The organism is Shewanella gaetbuli (assembly GCF_023284065.1).
GTDB lineage: Bacteria > Pseudomonadota > Gammaproteobacteria > Enterobacterales > Shewanellaceae > Shewanella > Shewanella gaetbuli.
In genome coordinates, this window is the sequence record NZ_JAKIKP010000001.1 from 14,993 (window position 1) to 35,322 (window position 20,330).

Consider the following 20,330-nt stretch of genomic DNA (forward strand, 5'->3'; position numbering starts at 1 on the left):
ATCATAACGGCTTCATGTGTAGGCGCCTGTATCGGGCGGCCTACTATTCAATAGGAGTCAACTGGGTGAAACAACAAGATTGGTTAGGACTATTTCAGCAATATTTAACCTCTGAACGCCAGTTATCGCCGCATACCACTCGTAATTATTTATTTGAATTAAAGCGAGTCAGTGAACTGCTTGGTGAGTCCCAACCTTTATTTCAAGCAAATCGCTCAAGTTTACAAGCGGTTTTAGCTAAGCTCCATCGTCAAGGGCTAAGCCCTCGTTCTATTTCATTGAGCTTATCGGCGCAAAAACAATTTTATGAATTTTTACTGCGACAAGGGGTTATTGAAGTGAACCCCGCCAGTTCGCTTACTGCGCCTAAGCAAAATAAGCCTTTACCGAAAAATATGGATGTTGATTCTATTAGTCATCTGCTTGATATTGATAGTAATGATCCACTTTCCATTAGAGATAAAGCCATAATGGAACTATTCTATTCAAGTGGCTTGCGTTTAGCTGAGCTTGCTGGGCTTAATTGTAATGATATTCAATTTGATAACGCAGAAGTCAAAGTCACCGGTAAAGGCAATAAGCAACGTATTGTTCCCATTGGTAATATGGCCATCAATGCTTTAAAGGCTTGGTTAAGTTGTCGAGAGCAATTACCCACCGTGGCCGCCGGTGATGCGTTATTTGTTAGTAACCAAGGCAAGCGGTTATCTCATCGCAGTATTCAAGCAAGAATGAAAAAATGGGGACAGGAGCAAGCATTATCAGTGACGGTTCATCCGCATAAGCTGCGTCATTCATTTGCGACGCATATGCTTGAGTCCAGTGCAGATTTACGTGCCGTACAAGAACTATTGGGTCATGCTAATTTATCAACAACGCAAGTATATACCAGTTTAGACTTTCAACATTTAGCTAAGGTGTATGATGGCGCCCACCCAAGAGCGAAAAAACTTAAGGGAAAATAATATGCAAAAAGTGATAACAAAGAATAGTTTAGATGATATAGATGCCCCAGTAACGGCAGCAGTCACTCAATATCAGCGGTTGAGTCCTGTGAAGGCGTTGAGCTTTGACTTAGACGATACCTTATACAATAACGCTCCGGTAATTAAAAAAGCGGTGTCAGCATCATTTGCACTACTTATAGAGCAATTTCCCAAAGCCAGTGAACTGACACTGGATGATTGGCAAGCGATTAAGATTGCTGAGCAGCTAAAATGGCCGGAATTAATGCATGACACTTCTGCGGCTCGTTATGCCATGCTCCGTGAAGGGCTTATACAGTTAGGTTATAGTGAACTAGATGCCAGCCAAGGTGCACAAAATGCATTAGATTGCTTTCATGATCATCGAAGTGATTTTAAGGTGTCGGCTGATGTTATTAAAATTTTGGCACAATTAAAACAACGTTATCGGTTAGTTGGCATCACTAACGGTAATGTGAATTCAGCTAGAATTGGTTTAGATGAAGTGTTTGATTTTGTACTGCACCCTGGTTATGGGGTGAAAATGAAGCCATATGGCGATATGTTTGCATTGGCTTGTAAGCAGTTATCTATTCAGCCCGCGGAACTATTACATGTTGGCGACCATCCACATTCAGATGTTGTTGGGGCGAGAATCGCGGGGTGTCAAACGATTTGGTTAAATCCTTGTCAGCAACAAAAGTACAAATCATCGTCTAATTTATTACCTACAGTTGAAATAACCCAGTTAAATCAGTTGCTCACAATACTATTATGAAGAAGGTTGTGATAATTCAACCTTTTCATGATGGAGACTTACAATGATAGTGCTTTAGTGAACAATAGCTGATCTTCAACGTAAATATGCATGCGCAAGTCTGCTGTAAACTCAGCAAGCTTGTTATAACAATCATGCCAAATTTGACTAGCTCCTTCAGGAGGCTGAAAATCATTAGTTAACTGATAAATGTTCTCTAAAGCTTGTTCAGTATTTCTATGCTCATGATCCATAGCATTGATAGGGTTTTGAATATGACCGAAGCAAGCATTGAACTCTTCTCCCGTAGAGAGAGCACGAATTGCCGGAAATAGCACTCGCTCTTCTTTCATTAAATGTGGCATTAGCTCACCAATCAACGCATTAATCCAGTTAGCCAAGGCTGTGAGTTGTGGTTGTTGTTCGCCATAGCTTGTAACGAGTTGTGCTATATATTCTTGCAATATCGGGGCATTATCGCGCACATAAATATGGTGTGTAGCTTCAATATGTTCAATTAACTCAATTAATGACAGTGTCGATAATTGAGATATTTGTGCTGTTTGCTGTGGTAACAAAAAATCGCGCGATATCATTGATGTTCCAGATTATGCAATAAAAGGCCGAAGATTTTTAATCAGCCTTAAGGTGTTAGACAAGTGCATACGATAATATTTGCAAGGCCTATCACATTGGATGATAAAAATAGCATTTTAGGTAACGTGTAATGCTTATTGATAATAAATATCAATAAGCATTGTGATTAATAGAGCCGTCACATTTGCGGTTCAGTCGTTAAGTCAGTTCATTTGGCTCAAAGGGATTATATAACAATAATCTCCTTGAGTTGAGGTTAATTCGTTTGACTGAGTTTTTTAGCGACGATAATTCCTGCGATCATTGCTATAAAAAAACCGATGAATTGAGTGCTCATAGTGGTTAAATTAACAATAGCTGGCCCAGGACAAATGCCGACCACACCCCAGCCTAAACCAAATAAACTTGCTCCTATGATAAGTCTCTTATCAAGTTGGGTTTTTGTGGGTAAAAAAAACTGCTCGTCTAATAATGGTGCAGATTTAGGCTTAACTAATAGCTTATACCCAAGACTAAAAACAGTGAGGCCCGCTGCCATCACTAAGGCTAAACTGGGATCCCATTGACCAAAAAAATCTAAAAAGTTAAGCACTTTTTGAGTATCAACCATTTGAGCGATAATCAACCCTAAACCAAATAAACCACCACTGATAAAAGCGATGATCGTTTGCAAAAGTGTTGTTTTTTTAAGTTGTGTATTTATCATCGTTAGGCTCCAATGACGTGGCGGCTAATAAAAACCACGACTGCAGCAACACACATAAATATCAGGGTGGCTACAATAGAGCGTTTAGAAAAGCGTCCTATGCCACAAATTCCGTGTCCACTGGTGCACCCTGAGCCTAAGTAAGTTCCTAGACCGACAATAAATCCACCTATTAATGTCAGTGTCCAATTGGCATCAATTGTTGAGGGCATATTGAGGCCTAACGAAGGGGCTAAAAATCCACTCATTAGTAAGCCTACAATAAAAGCCCAGCGCCACTTTACGTTTTGCGACTGGGTAGTTAATACTCCGGTAAGAATGCCGGAGATACCCGCGATACGGCCATTTACAATTAATAGCAATATGGCGGCAAAGCCTAATAATGCTCCGCCAATTAGTGCGCTGATGGGGGTGAAATCTGTCATGGTAATGAGTCATATTTGGAAACAATAATAGCTATTATAACCAAGAACCCCGTGAGGTTAATGAGTAATTAACGCTGAGGCGTTATAATGTGAGCATAAAAATACTTTTTGAGTTTTATGAATGAAATTAAGACAGGTAGATAAGCCACAATATCGTAAAGTAAGTAATCAAGTTCAATTTGGCCTGATTGCTATTTTAGCTATTTCATCAGTGATTTTCGGGCAAATATTAATAGCCTTGTTAGGTAATGCAACCGTTGAAGTTGGCCAGCCAACGGGCAATTTTTACTTTAATTTTGGTGGGGTCATATTAGGGTTAATGCTGTGCACTTTTGTGGTGAAACATTTTCGAGAAAAGCCACAATATGCCGATGTATTCTATGTGTGGCAACTTAAGCAATTGCAAAACAAAATTTTTCGTAAATTAAATGCTGTTCAAGCTGGGGCTGCTGATAATGATGTAAAAGCATTAACTATTTTATGTTTTTACTATCAGAGTCTTGCATTAGTTTATGAGTTAGATAACAACACCTTGACCATGTCTGAGGTTAATAAGCAGCTGGCTCAGCTAAAACAACAAATTGATGATCACAATTTGACGGTGAATGTAGATGAATTTGAACCGGCACTATTAGCAGACTTTTAGCTTTTACCTTATCACCATTTAATCAAAGCCAAGGCACACATGCCTTGGCTTTTTTGTCTTTAAATTACCTTGCTATCAGTCACTTAAATGGCTTGATTGTTGACGCTAATTTTGACATCAATATTGTTACGCACTGCATTTGAGTAGGGGCAAACTTGATGTGCTTTTGCCACTAATTTAACCGCTTCATCTTGTGGTAAATCTAACTCAACCGCTAGCGCAATAGTTAAAGAAAAGCCTTGGTTATCATTTGGGCCAATACCCACTGTGGCCGTTGTTTTGGGTGGTTGGGCTAAGGTAATTTTCATTGCATTAGCAACGTGGGCTGTTGCGCTGGCAAAACAAGCAGCATAGCCTGCGGCAAATAGCTGCTCTGGGTTTGTGTGCTCACCTGTGCCACCCATTTCTTTTGGGGTACTTAGTGATAGTGTTAATTTTTTATCATCTGACTCTACTTGGCCATTACGTCCGGCTGATGCAGTGGCTTGAGTGGTGTATAAGGTTTTCATAAGTGTGTCCTGTGGTTTATAGAGTATAAAAATAGAGATTCAAAACTTAAACATCAGTAATGAGATTTAAGTTGCGCACAATTCAATTGCCTATACTTTAAACCGATTTTTGATTTCACGCAACTATATTGCGCGCAACCTAGTTTGGTGTGAGGGTTATGACACACATGTTTTGGCTACAAGAGGACGTGTTACAGAGGCTAACCGTGTATTTGTAAAGCCACAATTTTTAACGGATGGTTATCATCAAAAGAAGGGAAGTCTTCATGGCAATCTAGCCATTGATGCTTAACGACTTGTCTGTTTTGTTTTTCAACGCAGCGAATTAATTGCTCAAACCATACTTGTTTATCGACTTTAGCGACATTGTTACAACACACAATTGTGCCACCTGATTTAGTGGCTAGCATTGCGGGTTTGAATAGCCCTTGGTAATCATTGATTAAGTCAACGGTGCCGAAAGGACTTTTGGCAAATCTAGGTGGGTCGAGGAAGACTAAGTCAAATTGGGTTGCAGGTAATTTAGGGTATTTGGGCATACGTTGGTTTCGTCGCCCACCAACGGGCAACCCTGCAAGCTGTCTTACCGCAGGAAAGGCGTCGCTTTGAATAAATTCACATACCTCACTCACATCATTCAATTGGGCATTTTTCTGCCCAGCTTCTAAAGCAAATGATGAAAAGTCGACATTCACCACTCGCTTAGCTCCACCCACAGCGGCAGCAGTGCCTATGCCGCAGGTGTATGAGAATAAATTGAGTACGGTTTTATCGTGACTGATTTGTTGCACATATTCACGGCCTACACGCATATCTAAAAACAGTAACGGGTCTTGACCTTCGTGGCGTAATTTAGAAGTGAACTTGATGCCGTTTTCTTGAAACTCACTCTCTGATTCAGCAAAAGCTTGTTCTTGGGTTTCAATGTTGTTCATTACGCGAGAGTTTTTTTGTGAGCGGTCGTTATATACCACTGGATAATCACCGTGCTCAGTGAGTAGGGCTTTGATTTCAACTAATTGTGAGTCAGTTAAGGTTTGATGAAAACTTTGAATTAACCACGCATCGCCATAACGGTCGATATTAAGTCCGGTTTCACCTTCAACCGTGCCATGAAAAACCCGATAGGCGGTGGTGTTATCTCTACTTGATTGAGTTAAAAATGTGGCTCGGTTAGCAAATGCTTGAGACAGTGAAGTAGAAATAGACATAACCGTGGGCTCTTGAAAAGTGACAGGCGAAACAACGATTATATCAAGTTTTGAGCTCAAGCGGGGAAGATATTTGCGCTGATAAGCCGTGGGTTATTTAGCTAGGTACAGATTATTTAGGCAAGTGCACTTTAAATGTTTTGTCAGCCACTACTTTTCCGTTTAACTCTAATGTCATGCGCCAGTCACCGGTTTTATCTGATATTGGTGCCCAAATACAATCGCCTAAGTAAAATTTCCAATCGTTTTCTTTAACGTAGACTTCACCATCAAAGGGCGGACGTATATTGCCATCGGCATCTACTATATTGGGGTGGTAAATGCAGTAACGTAAGAGTTGATTTTTCGCTTTACGGATGCGCGCAATAAAACCAAATTCAATATCAATCGTGGCGGGCACATGCACGGTGGCTTGCAAAAACTTGGGTAGTTGATCGCTTTCGCTATCCCACTGACTAAATATGCCACTGTAAATAATGTCTACAACAGGTTTTAACTTGCTCACGCCTGACTTGCTCTCAATGTGTGTAATGGATGGATGTTTAACAGTATTAAACGGTTAATTGTTTAAGCGCTGCTTGTAATGCAAACTCATATCCTTGGGCACCTAGGCCACATATTACGCCAACCGCTTTATCAGAAAAGTATGAGTGGTGTCTAAAAGGTTCTCTGGCATGAACATTGGATAAGTGAACTTCAATAAATGGAATTGCAACACCTAAAATGGCATCTCTAATCGCCACACTGGTGTGAGTAAACGCCGCAGGGTTGATAATGATAAATTGCGCATCGGTATTATGAATAGCATCAATAATTTCATGTTCCGCGTTAGATTGAATGTGGCTTAACTCAACATTCGCTTCACTGGCTGATTGCATTAGCCCTGCAACAATTGTCTCGAGGTTCTGAGTACCATAATGCCCAGGCTCACGACGGCCGAGTAAATTTAGGTTTGGGCCGTTAATCAATAATATTTTGGCTTGCTGACTCATGATAATCCTTTGGCAATGACATTAGATGAACTGAATAATTGTTTTAACGTAACTCATCAAACGAGTAAACCACAATATGAATAAACAGTGATACTTTATGAATCTAATTTATTCAAAACGTGACTTATTTTGCCTTAGTGCTTTGGTTGCGCCACGTTGTTTTTTAGCATCCACTCGACGTTTTTGACTGTTTTTAGTGGCGCGAGTCGGGATGCGTTTTTTCGCCACAATGGTGACACTTTTCACTAACTCGATAAACTGCTCAAGGGCTAATTGTCGATTAAAGTCTTGGCTTCTCGATTGTTGGCACTTAATGATAATTTTGCCACTTTGGGTAATGCGGTGATCCGCTTTGGCGAGTAGTTTTTGTTTATAAAAATCAGGCAGCGAAGATTGATTGATGTCAAAACTTAGCTGAGCAGCGGTCGAAACTTTATTAATATGTTGTCCGCCAGCACCACTTGAGCGTACAAATTGCCATTCAAGTTCTTTATCTTCTAGCGTTACGTTTTGGGAAATATTTATCATACTGATAAGGGTATCACTTTTAGATTAAAAATAGTTATGTATTGAGCTGAGTAATTTTTGTTATTATTTGCGACCTCAACACCAAACTATGTTAAGTTGCGTTATGCAGCCTATCGCCAAGGTTATGTCGCACGGAGCTGCCTATGTTATGCCAAATACCTGAAATTCAACCCGGTGTAATTAGCTTATTTGTCAGTGGTCGTTTGTCTACTGCTGATTATCAAACCTGCTTACAACCTGCCATTTGTCGTTCTCGTGAAAATTGGCAACAAGTCTGCTTGTATATTGAAGCTGATGTGTTATTAGAAGGGTGGGAGTTTGGTTCATTAACGGGTAGTGGTGAAGTACAATTACCCCAATTCGATGCGCTGGTGTTTGTTGGCGGCCCTGATTGGGTAGGCAATGCGGTACGATTAATGGGGCCGTTTATGCAAGGTGAGGTCGCGTGGTTCCCTTTATCTCAAAAGCAAGATGCTATCGCTTGGGTTTCTGAGCGGTCAAAAAACTAACTATTTATTAAATCAGACATTTTTCATGTGCTGAGTGATATAAAATCAAGGAAGTATTATGTTATTAAAGAAATTATTAGCCGTATCTTTTGTCGTTGTATTAGCGGGTGGGTTAAGCGCATGCGCTCCTGAAGTGGGGAGTGAAGCTTGGTGTAAGCAAATGAAAGAAAAACCTAGCGGTGATTGGTCTACCAATGAAGCTGCTGATTACACTAAGCACTGTGTATTTAATTAAACACTGTGAATTTCTGTTACTTGTTAGCGTCAATTTGTCGCTAACAAGTCGGTGAAAGCCGTATCTGATCATATTTATGTCATTAATTTTTCATTTCTCCGCTTTTTCTTCCTCTGAATCAAACTGATTTTTATCGAACATCATGTTCTTTAGCTCGTTACTTTTGCTTGCTTTTTGTTGCTCGGTGATTCGTGTGCTGCCACCTTGTTAATATTTGTGCAACATATCAGCCATATAACCGTCATTTTTTAGCAGTCTTTTTGTCATTTTTGTCCTTTAAGTTTGTCACCCAACAACGACATTCATATGTGAACTTACTTAAATCCGTCTTCGGAGATGACAATGGAACTGAAAAATCTTTTCAAATTAACCGCAATTTCAACTGCATTAGCAACAACTTTAGGCCTTGCTGGTTGTGGTGGTGACATTAATATCAATACTGGAGGTGACGAGGTCACTTCTCCTTCAACCCCACCAACAGAAACGCCAACACAAACCCCACAAGAAAAGGCCTATAGCGGTTTTGCCACTAAAAGCACTACTTTTGCTGCTGTTGACGGTAAAGAAGTTTGGCAGTTAAGTGGCACATTAACGCCATCAACTGCGGCGTCAACGATGTCTACAGGCGGTCAAAACGGTAACGAAATTGTCTTAGGAAACGATGTTGTATGGCTGCTTGATGGAGCGGTTATTGCTGGTGGCGACAATGAAAACTCAGTGGAACTGTCTATTTTACCAGGCACTAAAATTCTAGGTGGTAGTGATTCATATTTAGTTATTAGCCGTGGCTCAACCATTATGGCTGAAGGTGAAATGGAAGCGCCAATTGTATTCACCTCAGCAGAAACCGCATTAGGTCAAGAAGGTAAGGCTGGCCAGTGGGGTGGTTTAGTGTTGTTAGGTAACGCGCCTGTTAATACTTGCCCTGACTTAGCCAATTGTGATGCCTCATTTGAGGTGGGTAATTATAACTATGGTGGTGACGATACAACCGATAGCTCTGGCGTGCTGAAGTATGTTCGTGTTGAATTTGGTGGTTTTAAAATTAATGATACCCAAGAAATGAACGGGATTAGTTTTGCGGGTGTAGGCAGTGGAACTGAAGTTGACCACATTCAAGTGCATTTAAATAATGATGATGGCGTTGAGTTTTGGGGCGGTAATGTTTCTATTTCGAATGTGGTATTAACCGAGAACTTTGATGATTCATTAGATTGGACTAATGGGTGGCAGGGTAGCGCTCAGCATGTTTATATTCGTCAAGCCGATAACGGTTCTAATCGCGGTATTGAGGCAGACAGTAATAGTGACGCTGCCGCTAGCCCAATGTCTAAACCATTATTATCCAATGTCACCATTCAAGTGGCTAATGGCGCTAACTCTGGTGGTGACGATGCCGAAGGTATTTTATTCCGTAAAGGAACTGGGGTAATTGCTTACAACTTACTCGTTAAAGGTGATGTCGACTCAGGTGAATGTTTAGAAGTTAATGACGACAACACAGTTAATAACGCTAACAGTGCAGATCTGGTTGTTGAAAACAGCTTAATTGATTGTGTTGAGCCATTTAAAAACGCTAAGCCAGATGACGCTGAAGGGCGCACATTATCGCTAGACGTTGAAGCTTGGTTTAAAGGTCAACAAGGCAACTTAGTGGCGGCTTCTGACTTAAACGGCTATATGCCAAATTCATCGTCGGTTGCTCTTACTGCCGGTAAAGCTGACCTTGCTAACATGGATGACCGTTTAGTCGACGCACAATACGTTGGTGCATTTGACGGTAAAAATGATTGGACTAAGGGTTGGACCACTGCCATACATGATGATGTTGATACGGCTCCTGCAGAATTACCCACGCTAACCTCTTGCCCAGTAGGAACCACATCTGAAGATGTTGTTGCCGGTCTTTATAAAGATGATTCAGTAACCTTAGTGTGTTCGTTACAAGGAAATCTGTTGAATAACACCACGTTATTAGCGGGTCAAAATGTAATGTATAAAGTGGATGGTGGTGCTGTGGTTGTGGGTGGTGATAACGAAAACTCTGCCACCTTAGCGATTCAAGCAGGCACCAAGCTTTTTGCCACCGACAATAGCTATATTGTCATCAGCCGTGGTTCAAAAATTATGGCTCAAGGTAGTGCTGATTACCCCATTGAAATGACCTCTGAACAAGATGTTATCGCCGGAGCACAAGGCGAACGCGGCCAATGGGGCGGATTAGTGGTTCTGGGTAACGGTTTAACCAATACTTGCCCTGATAAAAATGCCTGTGATGCGTCATTTGAAGTGGGTGATTTCCCATATGGTGGTAACGACAACACCGATAGTAGCGGCCAAGTAAGCTATGTAGTGGTTAAGTATGCAGGCTTTAAAGTTAACGATACTCAAGAAATGAATGGTATCTCGTTTGCCGCAGTAGGAAGTGGTACTCAAGTTGACCATATTCAAGTACATGCTAACGGCGATGACGGTGTTGAGTTTTGGGGCGGAGCAGTCAACCTTAAATATGTGTATTTAACTGATAACTTTGACGACAGCCTTGACTGGACAAACGGCTGGCAGGGTAAAGCGCAGTTTGTTTACATCACCCATGAAGATGGCAATGCCAACCGCGGCATTGAAGGTGATAGCCACAAAGGGACTAATGATACGCCCGTTTCTAAGCCTAAACTGGCTAACTTTACCATTTTACCGGGTGCCGATATTGAAAATGCGAGTGGTGACAAAGGTGAAGGGATTTTACTACGTGTAGCCACGGCTGCTGAACTTTACAACGTGTTAGTGCAAGGCCGAAAAGGTGAAACAAGTACTACAGAGTCTGGTGAGTGTTTAGAGCTTGATGGTAGCTACGCTGGCCTAGTAGACAATGTTAATGACGGCTTGTTGACCATGTCTCATTCAGTGATTGATTGTAACGAGCCATTTAAATATAGCTCAGACAATGCCGCCACCACTGATGCCATTAACGTTGAAACTTGGTTTATGGGCCAAGAAGGTAATGCCACAACTGCAGTGACATTAACTGACGGTATGCCAGCAACATCTGATGCCGCACTCATTGGTACAGGTAAAGACTTAAGTGCAGATGACAGCTTCTTTGAATCAACCACCTTTATTGGTGCATTTGATGGAGAGAATGACTGGCGTCAAGGTTGGGCTTACTTTCCACAGTAATTAATCACCACCTCACTTTAAGTTAATAGCCGCTTGCTAAGCCAAGTCATAGCAGCGGCTATATCTGAACCGCATACAGGACAGAACACGTATGAAAACCAAGCCGAGCTTTACCGCCAACAAATTAACGGTCGCAATTATATCGGTATTATCAGCCAGCGCGTTATTAACAGCCTCGCCGGTTATCGCACAAGACAACACAACAGAAGTTCAAAGTAATCAGCCTGTAAGCCCTGTTGATGAATCTTTTCCCATTGAGCCGATTGAAGTGATTTCTGTCACTGGTCGATTACGTACCTCAGCGTCGGCCGCAACAGAAGAGCGACGTGAGCAAATTAATGTTGCCGATATTATGGGCTCTGAACAAATTTCGAGAACCGGCGACAGCGACGCTGCCGCAGCATTGCGTCGTGTAACGGGGTTAACCCTCAAAGATGGCAAATTTATTTATGTTCGAGGGCTGGGTGAGCGTTATTCAAGTACGTCGCTCAACAGTGCCATTGTGCCTTCACCGGATCCCACCCGAAATGTGGTGCCATTAGATATGTTTCCGGCCTCTATTATTGAATCGCTTTCAGTTCAAAAGTCAGCCTCTGCTGACAAGCCAGCCGCTTTTGGTGGCGGGCATGTGGATATTCGCACTAAAGCCATACCGGCTAATTTCTTTTTCAAAGCGTCAGTGGGTGGCCGATATAACACGAATGACAGCAAAGACACCTATACCTACAACGGTGGTGGTGACGACTGGACGGGTAAAGATGATGGCACCCGTACCATGCCATCCAGCATTAATAACACCATAAACCAGTACGGTGGTATTAGCCCCATTGATATTGTGAGTGGTTCAAATGGTGTCATTAATTACCCAATGGCTCAGCAAATGAATCGTGAGCTGGCATTGGACATGTATCGAGATATGGCAGTAAAAACCGAAAGTACCGACCCAGGGTTTAGAGGCGATATTGCTATAGGTGATCGCTGGGATATTAACGATGATGTGGTTTTTGGTGCTTTAGCTGCTTACTCTTACAAAGAACAGGCTGAAAATTACAGTAAGTATGAAGTAGAGTTAGATGGTGATAGCGAGCAAACCCAAGTAGAAAATCAGCAAGATATTTTGGGCACTGATTCAATAGTGCAAATGTCGGCGATGATCAATTTAGGGTTAGAGATTGGCTATAACCATAAAATTGAAAGCTTTACCACGTACTTACGCGACACCTCTGACGATGTTTCTGTGGGTATTGAAGAAACCATTGATACCATTGGCGAGCCTAATGCATTACAAGTGTATGGTATTGATTATGAAGAACGCACCTTAATGAGTAATCAAATTAAGGGGCACCACTTTATTGAGATACTTAATGATGCTGAATTCAGCTGGATGTTTTCTGATGCTCAGTCAGAGCGTAATGCGCCTAATGAATTATCATACACTTACAACGTCATTTTAGATGACGCTAACCTGCCTGTTTCACGTAACTTGAACACCCAAGATGCGCCAAAATATGTGTATTCAAACCTACAAGATGATAGCCAAAACTACGGTTGGGACTTTGCTTATCCGGTGCAATTTGATAGTGCATTGATGAAGGTTAAAGTGGGCTATCAATATTACGAGCGCACCCGAGAAAGCTATGCCACACGCCTTGGTTTTGATGTTGATTTAAGCCCGACAGATCCAAATGGCAATATTTTATCTGAAGACTTCGATAAGATATTTTCAGACGACAACATCAACAACAATCTATTAGCACTAGAGTTAAAAGACGCTTCAACTGATACCGAAGACTATATTGCCGCAGAGAAAAATGACGCAGGCTTTATTGCAATAGATGTAGATTTTGATGATGTATGGCGGCTATATGCTGGCGTGCGTTATGAAGATTTTCGTCGAGTCACGTTGCCTATCACCCCAGAAGGTGACATTTCAGACGAGGGCGGCCGATACGACTTGCAAGATTATGCTATTGCGGAAGATGGCTGGTTTCCGTCAATGTCGTTAACATGGAAGCAAACGGATACTAGTCAATGGCGATTGGGTGCCAGTAAAACCATTGTGCGTCCAGACTTGCGTGAAGTGTCTCCAGTACGGTTTCAAGACCCTGTCACCGGCTTTGATTTCTTTGGTAATCCAGAGCTAACCAGCTCAGACATGATGAACCTTGATCTTCGTTGGGAATACTATTCTGATGAAGGTGACAACTATAGTTTAGGCGCGTTTTATAAAGATGTTGACGCTCCCATTGAGCCGATTCAGCGTATATCTGAAGCAGGCCGGCAGTTGAAGTTTTATAATGCTGAGTCGGGTTATGTTTATGGTATTGAAGCAGAATTTTTACAAACGCTAGACTTCATCAGTGAAGGCAGTGCATGGGAAGACTTCTTCATAGCCGGTAACCTTACCTTAGGTGATTCAGAAATTGATATTGCCCCAAATGGTGAAATTGACCCGACTAATCTTCAACGTCGAATGACAGGGCACTCGCAATGGGTCGCTAATGTGCAACTGAGTTATGACTCATCGAATAGTTATCACAGCGCCACATTGGTTTATAACGTTTTTGGTGAGCGAATTGCTTATGGTGGCCGAGGCGGGCTAGATGATGTGTATGAAAAGCCGTTTCATAGCCTTGATTTTACCTATAGCTTTTTCCCAACAACAAGTATGGCTGTGAAGTTAAAGGCGAAAAACCTGTTAGGGGAATCAACTGAGTATGACCAACAAGATATTCTGGTTTATGCCAAAGACCCTGGCACAGAGTATACCTTACAATTCAGCTATGAATATTAACCATTAATTAGAGGGGGCACCCTCAACCGAGTACTTATTTTTAGTGGCTTTTACTCATCATTTCAGTCACTAAAAATGTACATGGCCACTTTCTCTTGGAACAAGAAAGTGGCTTTTTTTTGTCAGTTTGCGGCGTTACATTCTGTAAAAATACGTCATTAACAAATGCAATAAATAGCGAGAATAACTCTGCAGGATCGTCGTTTATTTACTCATTAATTCGTCAGGTGATGCTTCACTTTCTATTTTTGATTTATGTTGATTCAGCAGGTCAATTACATTGAGATTATTTAAGGTTAAATCATCAAATCGTTGATTAATTTCTTGAAGTTCAAGCCCGTAACTAGGGTCATCTTTAGAGTTATCTTGCCAAAAACGTTTACGGTCAAGTTTTTGAATTTCGCTTGCGCGTAGAATCTCAAAATAGCTGTTTTCTTGCTTTAGCCTATATATCTCACCAGCCAATAACTGTAAAAGCTTTTCTTTAGAAATGGTTTGCTTCTTTAATAGTGCTTGAAGTGGGTCTTGTTTTAATTCGCGTTTGTCAGAGTCAATTTCAGTGGTGACTCCGTTTTCATATTCAATTTTATGTTGGCGAAATTCTTGTGGGCATACGCTATGGCTGAAGACCACTTTATTGTCTTTCATGCATTTATAAATAGCATTAGTGTTCGCTAGCGCCAGTGTTGGGCTAAGTAATAACACCATGATATTGAATATTTTTGCCATGCGGCCACATATCCTTCTGTTATTCCACGATATACCTATTTAACCTGAGTTCAGGTTATTCACAGTATAGGATCATCGTAGGCTTACCGCATAAAAACTAGTGGATTGAATTAACCTTTATGAAACATTTATTAGTGTAACGATAAAAGCACTTTTTTGACAATTGATTTTTTATTGACACATGTAACTTATTGTTACTGTGTGAGGTTTTTTCATATTGGGGTTGATTCACTTGAAACAAACTTACGTTGAAATAAATCAGCCCTGATGAACAGGGCTGATTTTAAAGCCGTAAAAGGTTAATTATTTTGAGAAGGTAAGGTTATCAATTAATCTTGCTTTGCCTAAATAAGCTGCCGCAACAATCACCAGCTCTGTATTATCAGCAGCGGCAATTTTTAAGTTATTAGCATTGCGAACTTCTAAATAATCAGGCTTAAAACCTGCCTCAATTAACATGTTAGTGGCTTGTTTTGTCACTTCAGCAATTGAGCGGCCTTGTTTAATACCTTCGGCCATCATGTCTAAAGATTGCTTAAGCGTGCAAGCAATGGCTTTTTCTTCTGTGGTCAAATAACCATTGCGAGAACTCATGGCTAATCCTGACGGCTCACGAATGGTGTCTACGCCAATAACTTTGATGGGCATAGATAAATCTTCAACCATGGTTTTTATGACCAATAATTGTTGAAAATCTTTATTGCCGAAAAAGGCTAAGTCAGGCTGAACAATGTTAAACAGCTTGTTGACGATGGTGGCGACACCTCTAAAGTGTCCTGGACGGCTTGCGCCACAAAGCTCATCACCAATTTCAGGCACATCAACAAAAGTTTGCTTGTCTAACCCTTTTGGGTAAATAATCTCTGGGGTTGGGGTAAATAATAACTCTGCACCGGCCTCAATTAATGCCCTTGAATCCGCTTCAAGGGTTCTTGGGTAGGCATCTAGATCTTCATTTTTACCAAACTGCATCGGGTTAACAAAAATCGATACAACAACATGATCGGCTTGCGTTAAGGCTTCGGTGACTAAAGTAATATGCCCTTGGTGTAAATTACCCATGGTAGGAACAAAAGCAACCGACTCGCCTTGTTGGCGCCATGCGTTAACTTGGGTGCGAATATCAGCAATATTGGCAGTGGTGATCATTTTCAATTAAACCTGCAAAAATTAGTTAAAAATATGCTCTTCAGCAGGAAAGCTGCCGTCGGCCACTTCTTCAATATAAGCTCGAATGGCACTGCGTATTTCACCAGTTTGCTTTAAGTAATTTTTTGAAAAACGTGGAATATAACCACTAGAAATCCCTAAAACATCGTGCATCACTAAAATTTGGCCGTCTGTATCAGCGCCCGCGCCAATACCAATTACTGGAATGGCTAGAGCCTCAGTAATCGACTTAGCTAACGCGGCTGGAATACATTCTAATACTAAAAGTTGAGCTCCGGCTGCTTGTAAAGCTTTGGCTTCATCCATAATACGTTGGGCGTTATCGGCATCACGACCTTGTACTTTAAAGCCACCGAATACGTGAACTGATTGCGGTGTTAGGCCTAAGTGGGCACAAACAGGAATACCGCGTTCAGTCAGCATTTTAACGCTTTCTAATAGCCAATGGCCACCTTCTACTTTCACCATATTAGCGCCTGCTTGCATAAGCTTGGCAGCATTATCCATGGTTTGTTGTGGGGTGGCATAGCTCATAAAAGGCATGTCAGCGATTAATAAGCTACGTTTAATACCACGACGCACGCATGCGGTGTGATAAGCAATATCTTCAATGGTAACAGGTAGGGTGTCGTCATGGCCTTGTAATACCATGCCCATAGAGTCTCCGACTAATAAAACATCAATCCCTTCACTATCAAAGGCGCCTGCAAAACTCGCATCATAAGCAGTTAGAGCAGTAAACTTCTTACCTTCTTGTTTAAACTTCATCAAGGTTGAACTAGTGACTTTTGACATAATGGACTCTTAAACATTCATTAAAACTTCTGCTTGAACCTAAGTTAGAGCAGGACTTTTCACCATTAACTGGTTATTTTGTGCAGTGATTGTTGCATGTCTTCAGTAAGCAAAGATTTTACGCTCTGTTGACATGGTAAAACTAAATCAGCTGCTATTTCAGCTAAAGGCACTATCACAAAACTACGTTGTTTCATGCCGTAATGTGGCACTTGTAATCTGGGGATATTAATCGTTTGATTTTCGTAAAGCAGTATATCTAAATCGAGCGTTCTTGGCCCCCAGTGTTCTTTACGAACGCGACCTTGATCTTGCTCTATTTTTTGTAATGCATCGAGTAACTCAATAGGGGGTAATTGAGTGTCTAGTGCTGCGACAGCATTGACATAGTCAGGTTGGGCGATATCGCCCATAGGGGTAGAACTGTAATAACTCGATACGGTGACCTTGTTATCAATGGCAATGTTTTTTAATGCAACAACAGCTTTGTTAAGCTGTTGTATTGGGTCATTAAGATTGGCCCCAAGTGCAATATAAACCAACGCCATTGTTACTCTGCCGTTGAATCGTTTTTTGGGGTTGTAGGCTTACGTCTACGTTTGCGATGAGTAGCATTACGGTTGCGAATACCACGGCCTTTGTTGCCACTTTTAGCAATCACTGCGCGTTGTGGTTCATCAGCTTCAACAAACGATTGCCACCAATTAGCTAACTTAGCAACATTGCCACCTTCAGCTTCGCCTCTAAGCAATAATAAATCATAGGCGGCTCTGAATTTAGGGTGCTCTAATAATTTAAATGCGCGGGTACCTTGGCTACGTTCAAGTCGCATTTGTAACTGCCATATATCTTTGGCTGGGGTGCTAAAGCGTCGTGGAATACTGATGGTACGACATTGTTCTTCCATCACATCGCCCATTGCAGCAATGTGTGCATCATATAGAGGTAAACCACTTTCTAAAGCAATGTCATCGGCACGTTGTTTTAGCGGATACCATAAAATAGCCGCATAAAAGAACGCTGGGGTGACAGACTTATCTTGATTCACTCTGTCATCGGTGTTGCGCATGACTGAATCAAGCATTTTTGCCCCGTAGCCTTTTGGTGACTCAGTAATTAACTTATGTACCAATGGGAATAATGGGGCAAATAAATGATATTTTTGCATCATTTGGTAATTGGCTTGCGCTTTACCAGCAAAAAATAACTTTAACACTTCTTCGTACATTCTGGCTGCTGGAATGTCAGCCAGTAATGGTGCTAGCGTTTTAATAGGTTCAGCCGTAATTGGATCAATTTTCATATCCAATTTAGTGGCAAACCGAACGGCTCGTAGCATCCGAACAGGGTCTTCGCGGTAGCGGGTTTCTGGGTCACCTATTAGCTTAATGGTTCTATCATATAAGTCATTGATACCGCCGCCGTAACTGCGGATAGAGTAGTCGCTAATGTCGTAATATAGGGCGTTGACGGTAAAGTCGCGGCGTTCAGCATCTTCGTCAATTTCACCGTAGACGTTATCGCGCAATAAACGGCCTTGAGAGTTTGACTTAGAAATCGCATCACTATTTTCTTTGTGGTGGCCTCTAAAGGTGGCCACTTCAATCACATCACGACCAAAAACAATATGAGCTAAGCGAAATCTACGGCCGACTAAACGGCAGTTTCTAAATAATTTTTTGATTTCATCTGGAGTGGCATTGGTAACAACGTCAAAGTCTTTTGGCTGTAAACCCAATAAAATATCACGTACACCGCCACCAACTAAATAAGCCTTGTAGCCAGACTTATGCAGTCTATAAAGCACTTTAAGTGCATTTTCACTGATTTGACGGCGTGAAATATCGTGGCTATCACGTGAAATGATGTCCAATTGTAAACCGTCTTGTGCTTCTGACGGCATTTCAGGCTCGGGCGCTGCTTGATTACTTTCAAATAATTGTTTGCAGAACTGGCTAATACGGCGAAAAATAATACACCTCGTTGACACTAAATAAATTGATTAAAAATCTGGCGGGTATGATATACCAAATGTATCAGAATGAGTAGTTGATGAAGATGATAAGTGCGCTGAATTTTGCGTTTAATCACTTGCCTGAACGGTCTTTATGCCTTTAAGTTTCAGGCCAAATAACTTCAATTTGCTTTGGGATACTGGCCAATGAAAACTGGCTAATTGCTTGCGCTAACATTCTATCAACGGTATCAGTATCAACTTTAGGTTGTCCTAAAAAGCACAGTGCGTCATGTAAGTTTTTTTGCGGTCGCTGCGGATTAATGGCATCTGCATGATTTTGCTTAGATAATTTAAACCCTTTGCGAGCACATGCTAGTGGTAGGTGTAACCATTTGGGCGTGGGTAAATTCAGCATTTGAAATAAACTGATTTGTCGACAACTGGCCTCTAATAAATCACTGCCTCTGACAACCTCATTAATGCCTTGGTAAGCGTCGTCTAATACTACGGCTAGCTGATAAGCAAATAACCCATCACTGCGCTTAATAATAAAATCTTCGCTGGCGAAATTGGGGTCAACTTTTACATCACCGTGGTTTATATCGCGAAAAGAATTCACCTTGGCATCATTTTTAATGCGGATAGCACCTTGATTGAGGCTTTGGGGAGAAGCGCCGCATCGTCCATCATAGGTACCGCCCATGGCTTGAATCATTTTTCGGGTACATTGGCAGTAATAAGCGTTATTTTGTTGAAGTAATTGGTTAATGCAATCTTGGTAAGCGTCATAGCGATGACTTTGATATAACACACTGCCATGCCAATTTAACCCAAAGGCTTCAAGGGTGCGAAGAATATCATCACTGGCACCGGCAACTTCTCTTGGTGGGTCAAGGTCTTCCATACGCACCAACCACTGACCGTTTTGGCTGTGGGCGCGCAGATAACTACCAAGTGCGGCAACTAATGAACCGAAATGAAGTGAGCCAGAAGGGGATGGAGCGAAGCGTCCAATATAAGACATAACCTTGGTATTAAATACTATGTAAGGTAAAGGTAATAGAAAAGGGCGAGAATAACCTCGCCCTAAACGTAATTAACCAGCCATTTGCTTTTCTTTGATTTCTGCAAGGGTTTTGCAGTCAATACATTGGTCAGCAGTGGGGCGGGCCTCTAAACGACGAATGCCGATTTCGATGCCACATGAGTCACAGAACCCAAAATCATCTTCCTCGATTTTTTGTAATGTTTTCTCAATTTTCTTGATCAGTTTACGTTCTCTATCACGAGCGCGAAGCTCTAAGCTGAACTCTTCTTCCTGCGCAGCGCGGTCAACAGGATCTGGGAAGTTTGCCGCTTCGTCTTGCATATGAGTCAGTGTGCGATCGACTTCTTCACGCAATTGGTTACGCCATGCTTCGAGGATCAATTTAAAGTGACCACGTTGAGTGGTATTCATATATTCCTCGCCAGGTTTCTCCTGGTAAGGTTCTACACCTGCGATAGCGAGTACGCCAAGTTTTTTAGTGCCTTCAGGCATAACGCATCTCCTGTAATCGTTTGCGTTTAAATTGCGTCTTAAATTTACGGCCGCTATCTATAGCAGAATCTGTATAGCGTGGCAAACT

22 protein-coding genes are annotated in these 20,330 nt (G+C 41.5%); 7 read left to right on the forward strand and 15 right to left on the reverse strand.

The genetic code is table 11. The features are described from left to right. Positions 1 to 14 precede the first annotated feature (14 nt). Together xerC and L2672_RS00065 are read left to right on the forward strand one after the other, a co-directional pair. Complete coding sequence (gene xerC / locus L2672_RS00060) at positions 15 to 965, forward strand: tyrosine recombinase XerC (protein ID WP_248993788.1); 951 nt, start codon at positions 15 to 17, stop codon at positions 963 to 965. A 1-nt stretch (position 966) separates the two neighbouring features. Continuing rightward, positions 967 to 1,743, forward strand: coding sequence for an HAD-IA family hydrolase (locus L2672_RS00065; protein ID WP_248993789.1), 777 nt, complete (start codon positions 967 to 969; stop codon positions 1,741 to 1,743). A 38-nt stretch (positions 1,744 to 1,781) separates the two neighbouring features. Here the strand turns inward: L2672_RS00065 and L2672_RS00070 are convergent, their stop codons facing one another. The 3 genes from L2672_RS00070 to L2672_RS00080 form a co-directional block, all read right to left on the reverse strand. Next, on the reverse strand, positions 1,782 to 2,318 hold the full coding sequence (locus L2672_RS00070) for a hemerythrin domain-containing protein (RefSeq protein ID WP_248993790.1): 537 nt from the start codon (positions 2,316 to 2,318) through the stop codon (positions 1,782 to 1,784). Between the two features lie 257 nt (positions 2,319 to 2,575). Then, positions 2,576 to 3,025, reverse strand: a complete 450-nt coding sequence (locus L2672_RS00075) for a YeeE/YedE family protein (protein ID WP_248993791.1) — start codon at positions 3,023 to 3,025, stop codon at positions 2,576 to 2,578. Between the two features lie 2 nt (positions 3,026 to 3,027). Continuing rightward, complete coding sequence (locus L2672_RS00080) at positions 3,028 to 3,450, reverse strand: YeeE/YedE family protein (RefSeq protein ID WP_248993792.1); 423 nt, start codon at positions 3,448 to 3,450, stop codon at positions 3,028 to 3,030. A gap of 121 nt (positions 3,451 to 3,571) precedes the next feature. Between L2672_RS00080 and L2672_RS00085 the strand changes: the two genes are divergently transcribed. Beyond that, positions 3,572 to 4,096: a DUF3087 domain-containing protein gene (locus tag L2672_RS00085; RefSeq protein WP_248993793.1), complete on the forward strand. Its 525-nt coding sequence runs from the start codon at positions 3,572 to 3,574 to the stop codon at positions 4,094 to 4,096. A gap of 83 nt (positions 4,097 to 4,179) precedes the next feature. Here L2672_RS00085 and ohr read toward each other — a convergent pair whose 3' ends face one another. The 5 genes from ohr to arfB all read right to left on the reverse strand — a co-directional run bounded on the left by ohr (position 4,180) and on the right by arfB (position 7,336). After that, positions 4,180 to 4,605 carry an organic hydroperoxide reductase Ohr gene (ohr, locus tag L2672_RS00090; protein WP_248993794.1) on the reverse strand — a complete coding sequence of 142 codons (426 nt, stop codon included), beginning with the start codon at positions 4,603 to 4,605 and terminating at the stop codon, positions 4,180 to 4,182. 200 nt (positions 4,606 to 4,805) lie between these two features. After that, on the reverse strand, positions 4,806 to 5,816 hold the full coding sequence (locus tag L2672_RS00095; RefSeq protein ID WP_248993795.1) for a class I SAM-dependent rRNA methyltransferase: 1,011 nt from the start codon (positions 5,814 to 5,816) through the stop codon (positions 4,806 to 4,808). A gap of 112 nt (positions 5,817 to 5,928) precedes the next feature. Further along, positions 5,929 to 6,321 carry a DUF3859 domain-containing protein gene (locus tag L2672_RS00100; protein ID WP_248993796.1) on the reverse strand — a complete coding sequence of 131 codons (393 nt, stop codon included), beginning with the start codon at positions 6,319 to 6,321 and terminating at the stop codon, positions 5,929 to 5,931. Between the two features lie 46 nt (positions 6,322 to 6,367). Beyond that, a complete protein-coding gene (gene aroQ / locus L2672_RS00105; protein WP_248993797.1) occupies positions 6,368 to 6,808 on the reverse strand; it encodes a type II 3-dehydroquinate dehydratase in 441 nt (146 codons plus the stop codon). 108 nt (positions 6,809 to 6,916) lie between these two features. Beyond that, positions 6,917 to 7,336, reverse strand: a complete 420-nt coding sequence (gene arfB, locus L2672_RS00110) for an alternative ribosome rescue aminoacyl-tRNA hydrolase ArfB (RefSeq protein ID WP_248993798.1) — start codon at positions 7,334 to 7,336, stop codon at positions 6,917 to 6,919. Between the two features lie 143 nt (positions 7,337 to 7,479). On the opposite strand from arfB, the gene L2672_RS00115 reads away from it, so the two are divergent. The 4 genes from L2672_RS00115 (at position 7,480) to L2672_RS00130 (ending at position 14,051) form a co-directional block, all read left to right on the forward strand. Next, the gene (locus L2672_RS00115) at positions 7,480 to 7,845 is read left to right on the forward strand and encodes a SpoIIAA family protein (protein ID WP_248993799.1); all 366 of its coding nucleotides are present in this window, start codon (positions 7,480 to 7,482) and stop codon (positions 7,843 to 7,845) included. A gap of 58 nt (positions 7,846 to 7,903) precedes the next feature. Beyond that, a complete protein-coding gene (locus L2672_RS00120; protein WP_248993800.1) occupies positions 7,904 to 8,080 on the forward strand; it encodes a DUF3012 domain-containing protein in 177 nt (58 codons plus the stop codon). A gap of 342 nt (positions 8,081 to 8,422) precedes the next feature. Beyond that, positions 8,423 to 11,257 (forward strand): hypothetical protein, encoded by a 2,835-nt coding sequence (locus L2672_RS00125; RefSeq protein WP_248993801.1) that lies wholly within the window; start codon positions 8,423 to 8,425, stop codon positions 11,255 to 11,257. Positions 11,258 to 11,348: 91 nt separating this feature from the next. Next, positions 11,349 to 14,051, forward strand: a complete 2,703-nt coding sequence (locus L2672_RS00130; protein ID WP_248993802.1) for a TonB-dependent receptor plug domain-containing protein — start codon at positions 11,349 to 11,351, stop codon at positions 14,049 to 14,051. Positions 14,052 to 14,255: 204 nt separating this feature from the next. On the opposite strand, the gene L2672_RS00135 is transcribed toward L2672_RS00130, so the two are convergent. From L2672_RS00135 to dksA, 7 genes are all read right to left on the reverse strand, one after another. Then, on the reverse strand, positions 14,256 to 14,780 hold the full coding sequence (locus L2672_RS00135; protein ID WP_248993803.1) for a DUF4124 domain-containing protein: 525 nt from the start codon (positions 14,778 to 14,780) through the stop codon (positions 14,256 to 14,258). A gap of 303 nt (positions 14,781 to 15,083) precedes the next feature. After that, positions 15,084 to 15,929, reverse strand: coding sequence for a pantoate--beta-alanine ligase (gene panC, locus L2672_RS00140; RefSeq protein ID WP_248993804.1), 846 nt, complete (start codon positions 15,927 to 15,929; stop codon positions 15,084 to 15,086). Positions 15,930 to 15,950: 21 nt separating this feature from the next. Further along, complete coding sequence (gene panB, locus L2672_RS00145) at positions 15,951 to 16,745, reverse strand: 3-methyl-2-oxobutanoate hydroxymethyltransferase (protein WP_248993805.1); 795 nt, start codon at positions 16,743 to 16,745, stop codon at positions 15,951 to 15,953. Positions 16,746 to 16,810: 65 nt separating this feature from the next. Beyond that, positions 16,811 to 17,293 (reverse strand): 2-amino-4-hydroxy-6-hydroxymethyldihydropteridine diphosphokinase, encoded by a 483-nt coding sequence (gene folK / locus L2672_RS00150; protein ID WP_248993806.1) that lies wholly within the window; start codon positions 17,291 to 17,293, stop codon positions 16,811 to 16,813. Between the two features lie 2 nt (positions 17,294 to 17,295). After that, positions 17,296 to 18,609 carry a polynucleotide adenylyltransferase PcnB gene (pcnB, locus tag L2672_RS00155; protein WP_248994285.1) on the reverse strand — a complete coding sequence of 438 codons (1,314 nt, stop codon included), beginning with the start codon at positions 18,607 to 18,609 and terminating at the stop codon, positions 17,296 to 17,298. A gap of 250 nt (positions 18,610 to 18,859) precedes the next feature. Continuing rightward, positions 18,860 to 19,726, reverse strand: a complete 867-nt coding sequence (gene gluQRS / locus L2672_RS00160) for a tRNA glutamyl-Q(34) synthetase GluQRS (RefSeq protein WP_248993807.1) — start codon at positions 19,724 to 19,726, stop codon at positions 18,860 to 18,862. Between the two features lie 72 nt (positions 19,727 to 19,798). After that, the gene (dksA, locus tag L2672_RS00165) at positions 19,799 to 20,242 is read right to left on the reverse strand and encodes an RNA polymerase-binding protein DksA (protein WP_248993808.1); all 444 of its coding nucleotides are present in this window, start codon (positions 20,240 to 20,242) and stop codon (positions 19,799 to 19,801) included. Between the last annotated feature and the right edge of the window lie 88 nt (positions 20,243 to 20,330).

Bases quoted from the DNA above. Each gene is read 5' to 3' on its own strand.
- xerC (WP_248993788.1), top strand. From the start codon at position 15: ATGTGTAGGCGCCTGTATCGGGCGGCCTACTATTCAATAGGAGTCAAC.
- L2672_RS00065 (WP_248993789.1), top strand. From the start codon at position 967: ATGCAAAAAGTGATAACAAAGAATAGTTTAGATGATATAGATGCCCCA.
- L2672_RS00070 (WP_248993790.1), bottom strand. From the start codon at position 2,318: ATGATATCGCGCGATTTTTTGTTACCACAGCAAACAGCACAAATATCT.
- L2672_RS00075 (WP_248993791.1), bottom strand. From the start codon at position 3,025: ATGATAAATACACAACTTAAAAAAACAACACTTTTGCAAACGATCATC.
- L2672_RS00080 (WP_248993792.1), bottom strand. From the start codon at position 3,450: ATGACAGATTTCACCCCCATCAGCGCACTAATTGGCGGAGCATTATTA.
- L2672_RS00085 (WP_248993793.1), top strand. From the start codon at position 3,572: ATGAAATTAAGACAGGTAGATAAGCCACAATATCGTAAAGTAAGTAAT.
- ohr (WP_248993794.1), bottom strand. From the start codon at position 4,605: ATGAAAACCTTATACACCACTCAAGCCACTGCATCAGCCGGACGTAAT.
- L2672_RS00095 (WP_248993795.1), bottom strand. From the start codon at position 5,816: ATGTCTATTTCTACTTCACTGTCTCAAGCATTTGCTAACCGAGCCACA.
- aroQ (WP_248993797.1), bottom strand. From the start codon at position 6,808: ATGAGTCAGCAAGCCAAAATATTATTGATTAACGGCCCAAACCTAAAT.
- arfB (WP_248993798.1), bottom strand. From the start codon at position 7,336: ATGATAAATATTTCCCAAAACGTAACGCTAGAAGATAAAGAACTTGAA.
- L2672_RS00115 (WP_248993799.1), top strand. From the start codon at position 7,480: ATGTTATGCCAAATACCTGAAATTCAACCCGGTGTAATTAGCTTATTT.
- L2672_RS00120 (WP_248993800.1), top strand. From the start codon at position 7,904: ATGTTATTAAAGAAATTATTAGCCGTATCTTTTGTCGTTGTATTAGCG.
- L2672_RS00125 (WP_248993801.1), top strand. From the start codon at position 8,423: ATGGAACTGAAAAATCTTTTCAAATTAACCGCAATTTCAACTGCATTA.
- L2672_RS00130 (WP_248993802.1), top strand. From the start codon at position 11,349: ATGAAAACCAAGCCGAGCTTTACCGCCAACAAATTAACGGTCGCAATT.
- L2672_RS00135 (WP_248993803.1), bottom strand. From the start codon at position 14,780: ATGGCAAAAATATTCAATATCATGGTGTTATTACTTAGCCCAACACTG.
- panC (WP_248993804.1), bottom strand. From the start codon at position 15,929: ATGATCACCACTGCCAATATTGCTGATATTCGCACCCAAGTTAACGCA.
- panB (WP_248993805.1), bottom strand. From the start codon at position 16,745: ATGTCAAAAGTCACTAGTTCAACCTTGATGAAGTTTAAACAAGAAGGT.
- folK (WP_248993806.1), bottom strand. From the start codon at position 17,293: ATGGCGTTGGTTTATATTGCACTTGGGGCCAATCTTAATGACCCAATA.
- gluQRS (WP_248993807.1), bottom strand. From the start codon at position 19,726: ATGTCTTATATTGGACGCTTCGCTCCATCCCCTTCTGGCTCACTTCAT.
- dksA (WP_248993808.1), bottom strand. From the start codon at position 20,242: ATGCCTGAAGGCACTAAAAAACTTGGCGTACTCGCTATCGCAGGTGTA.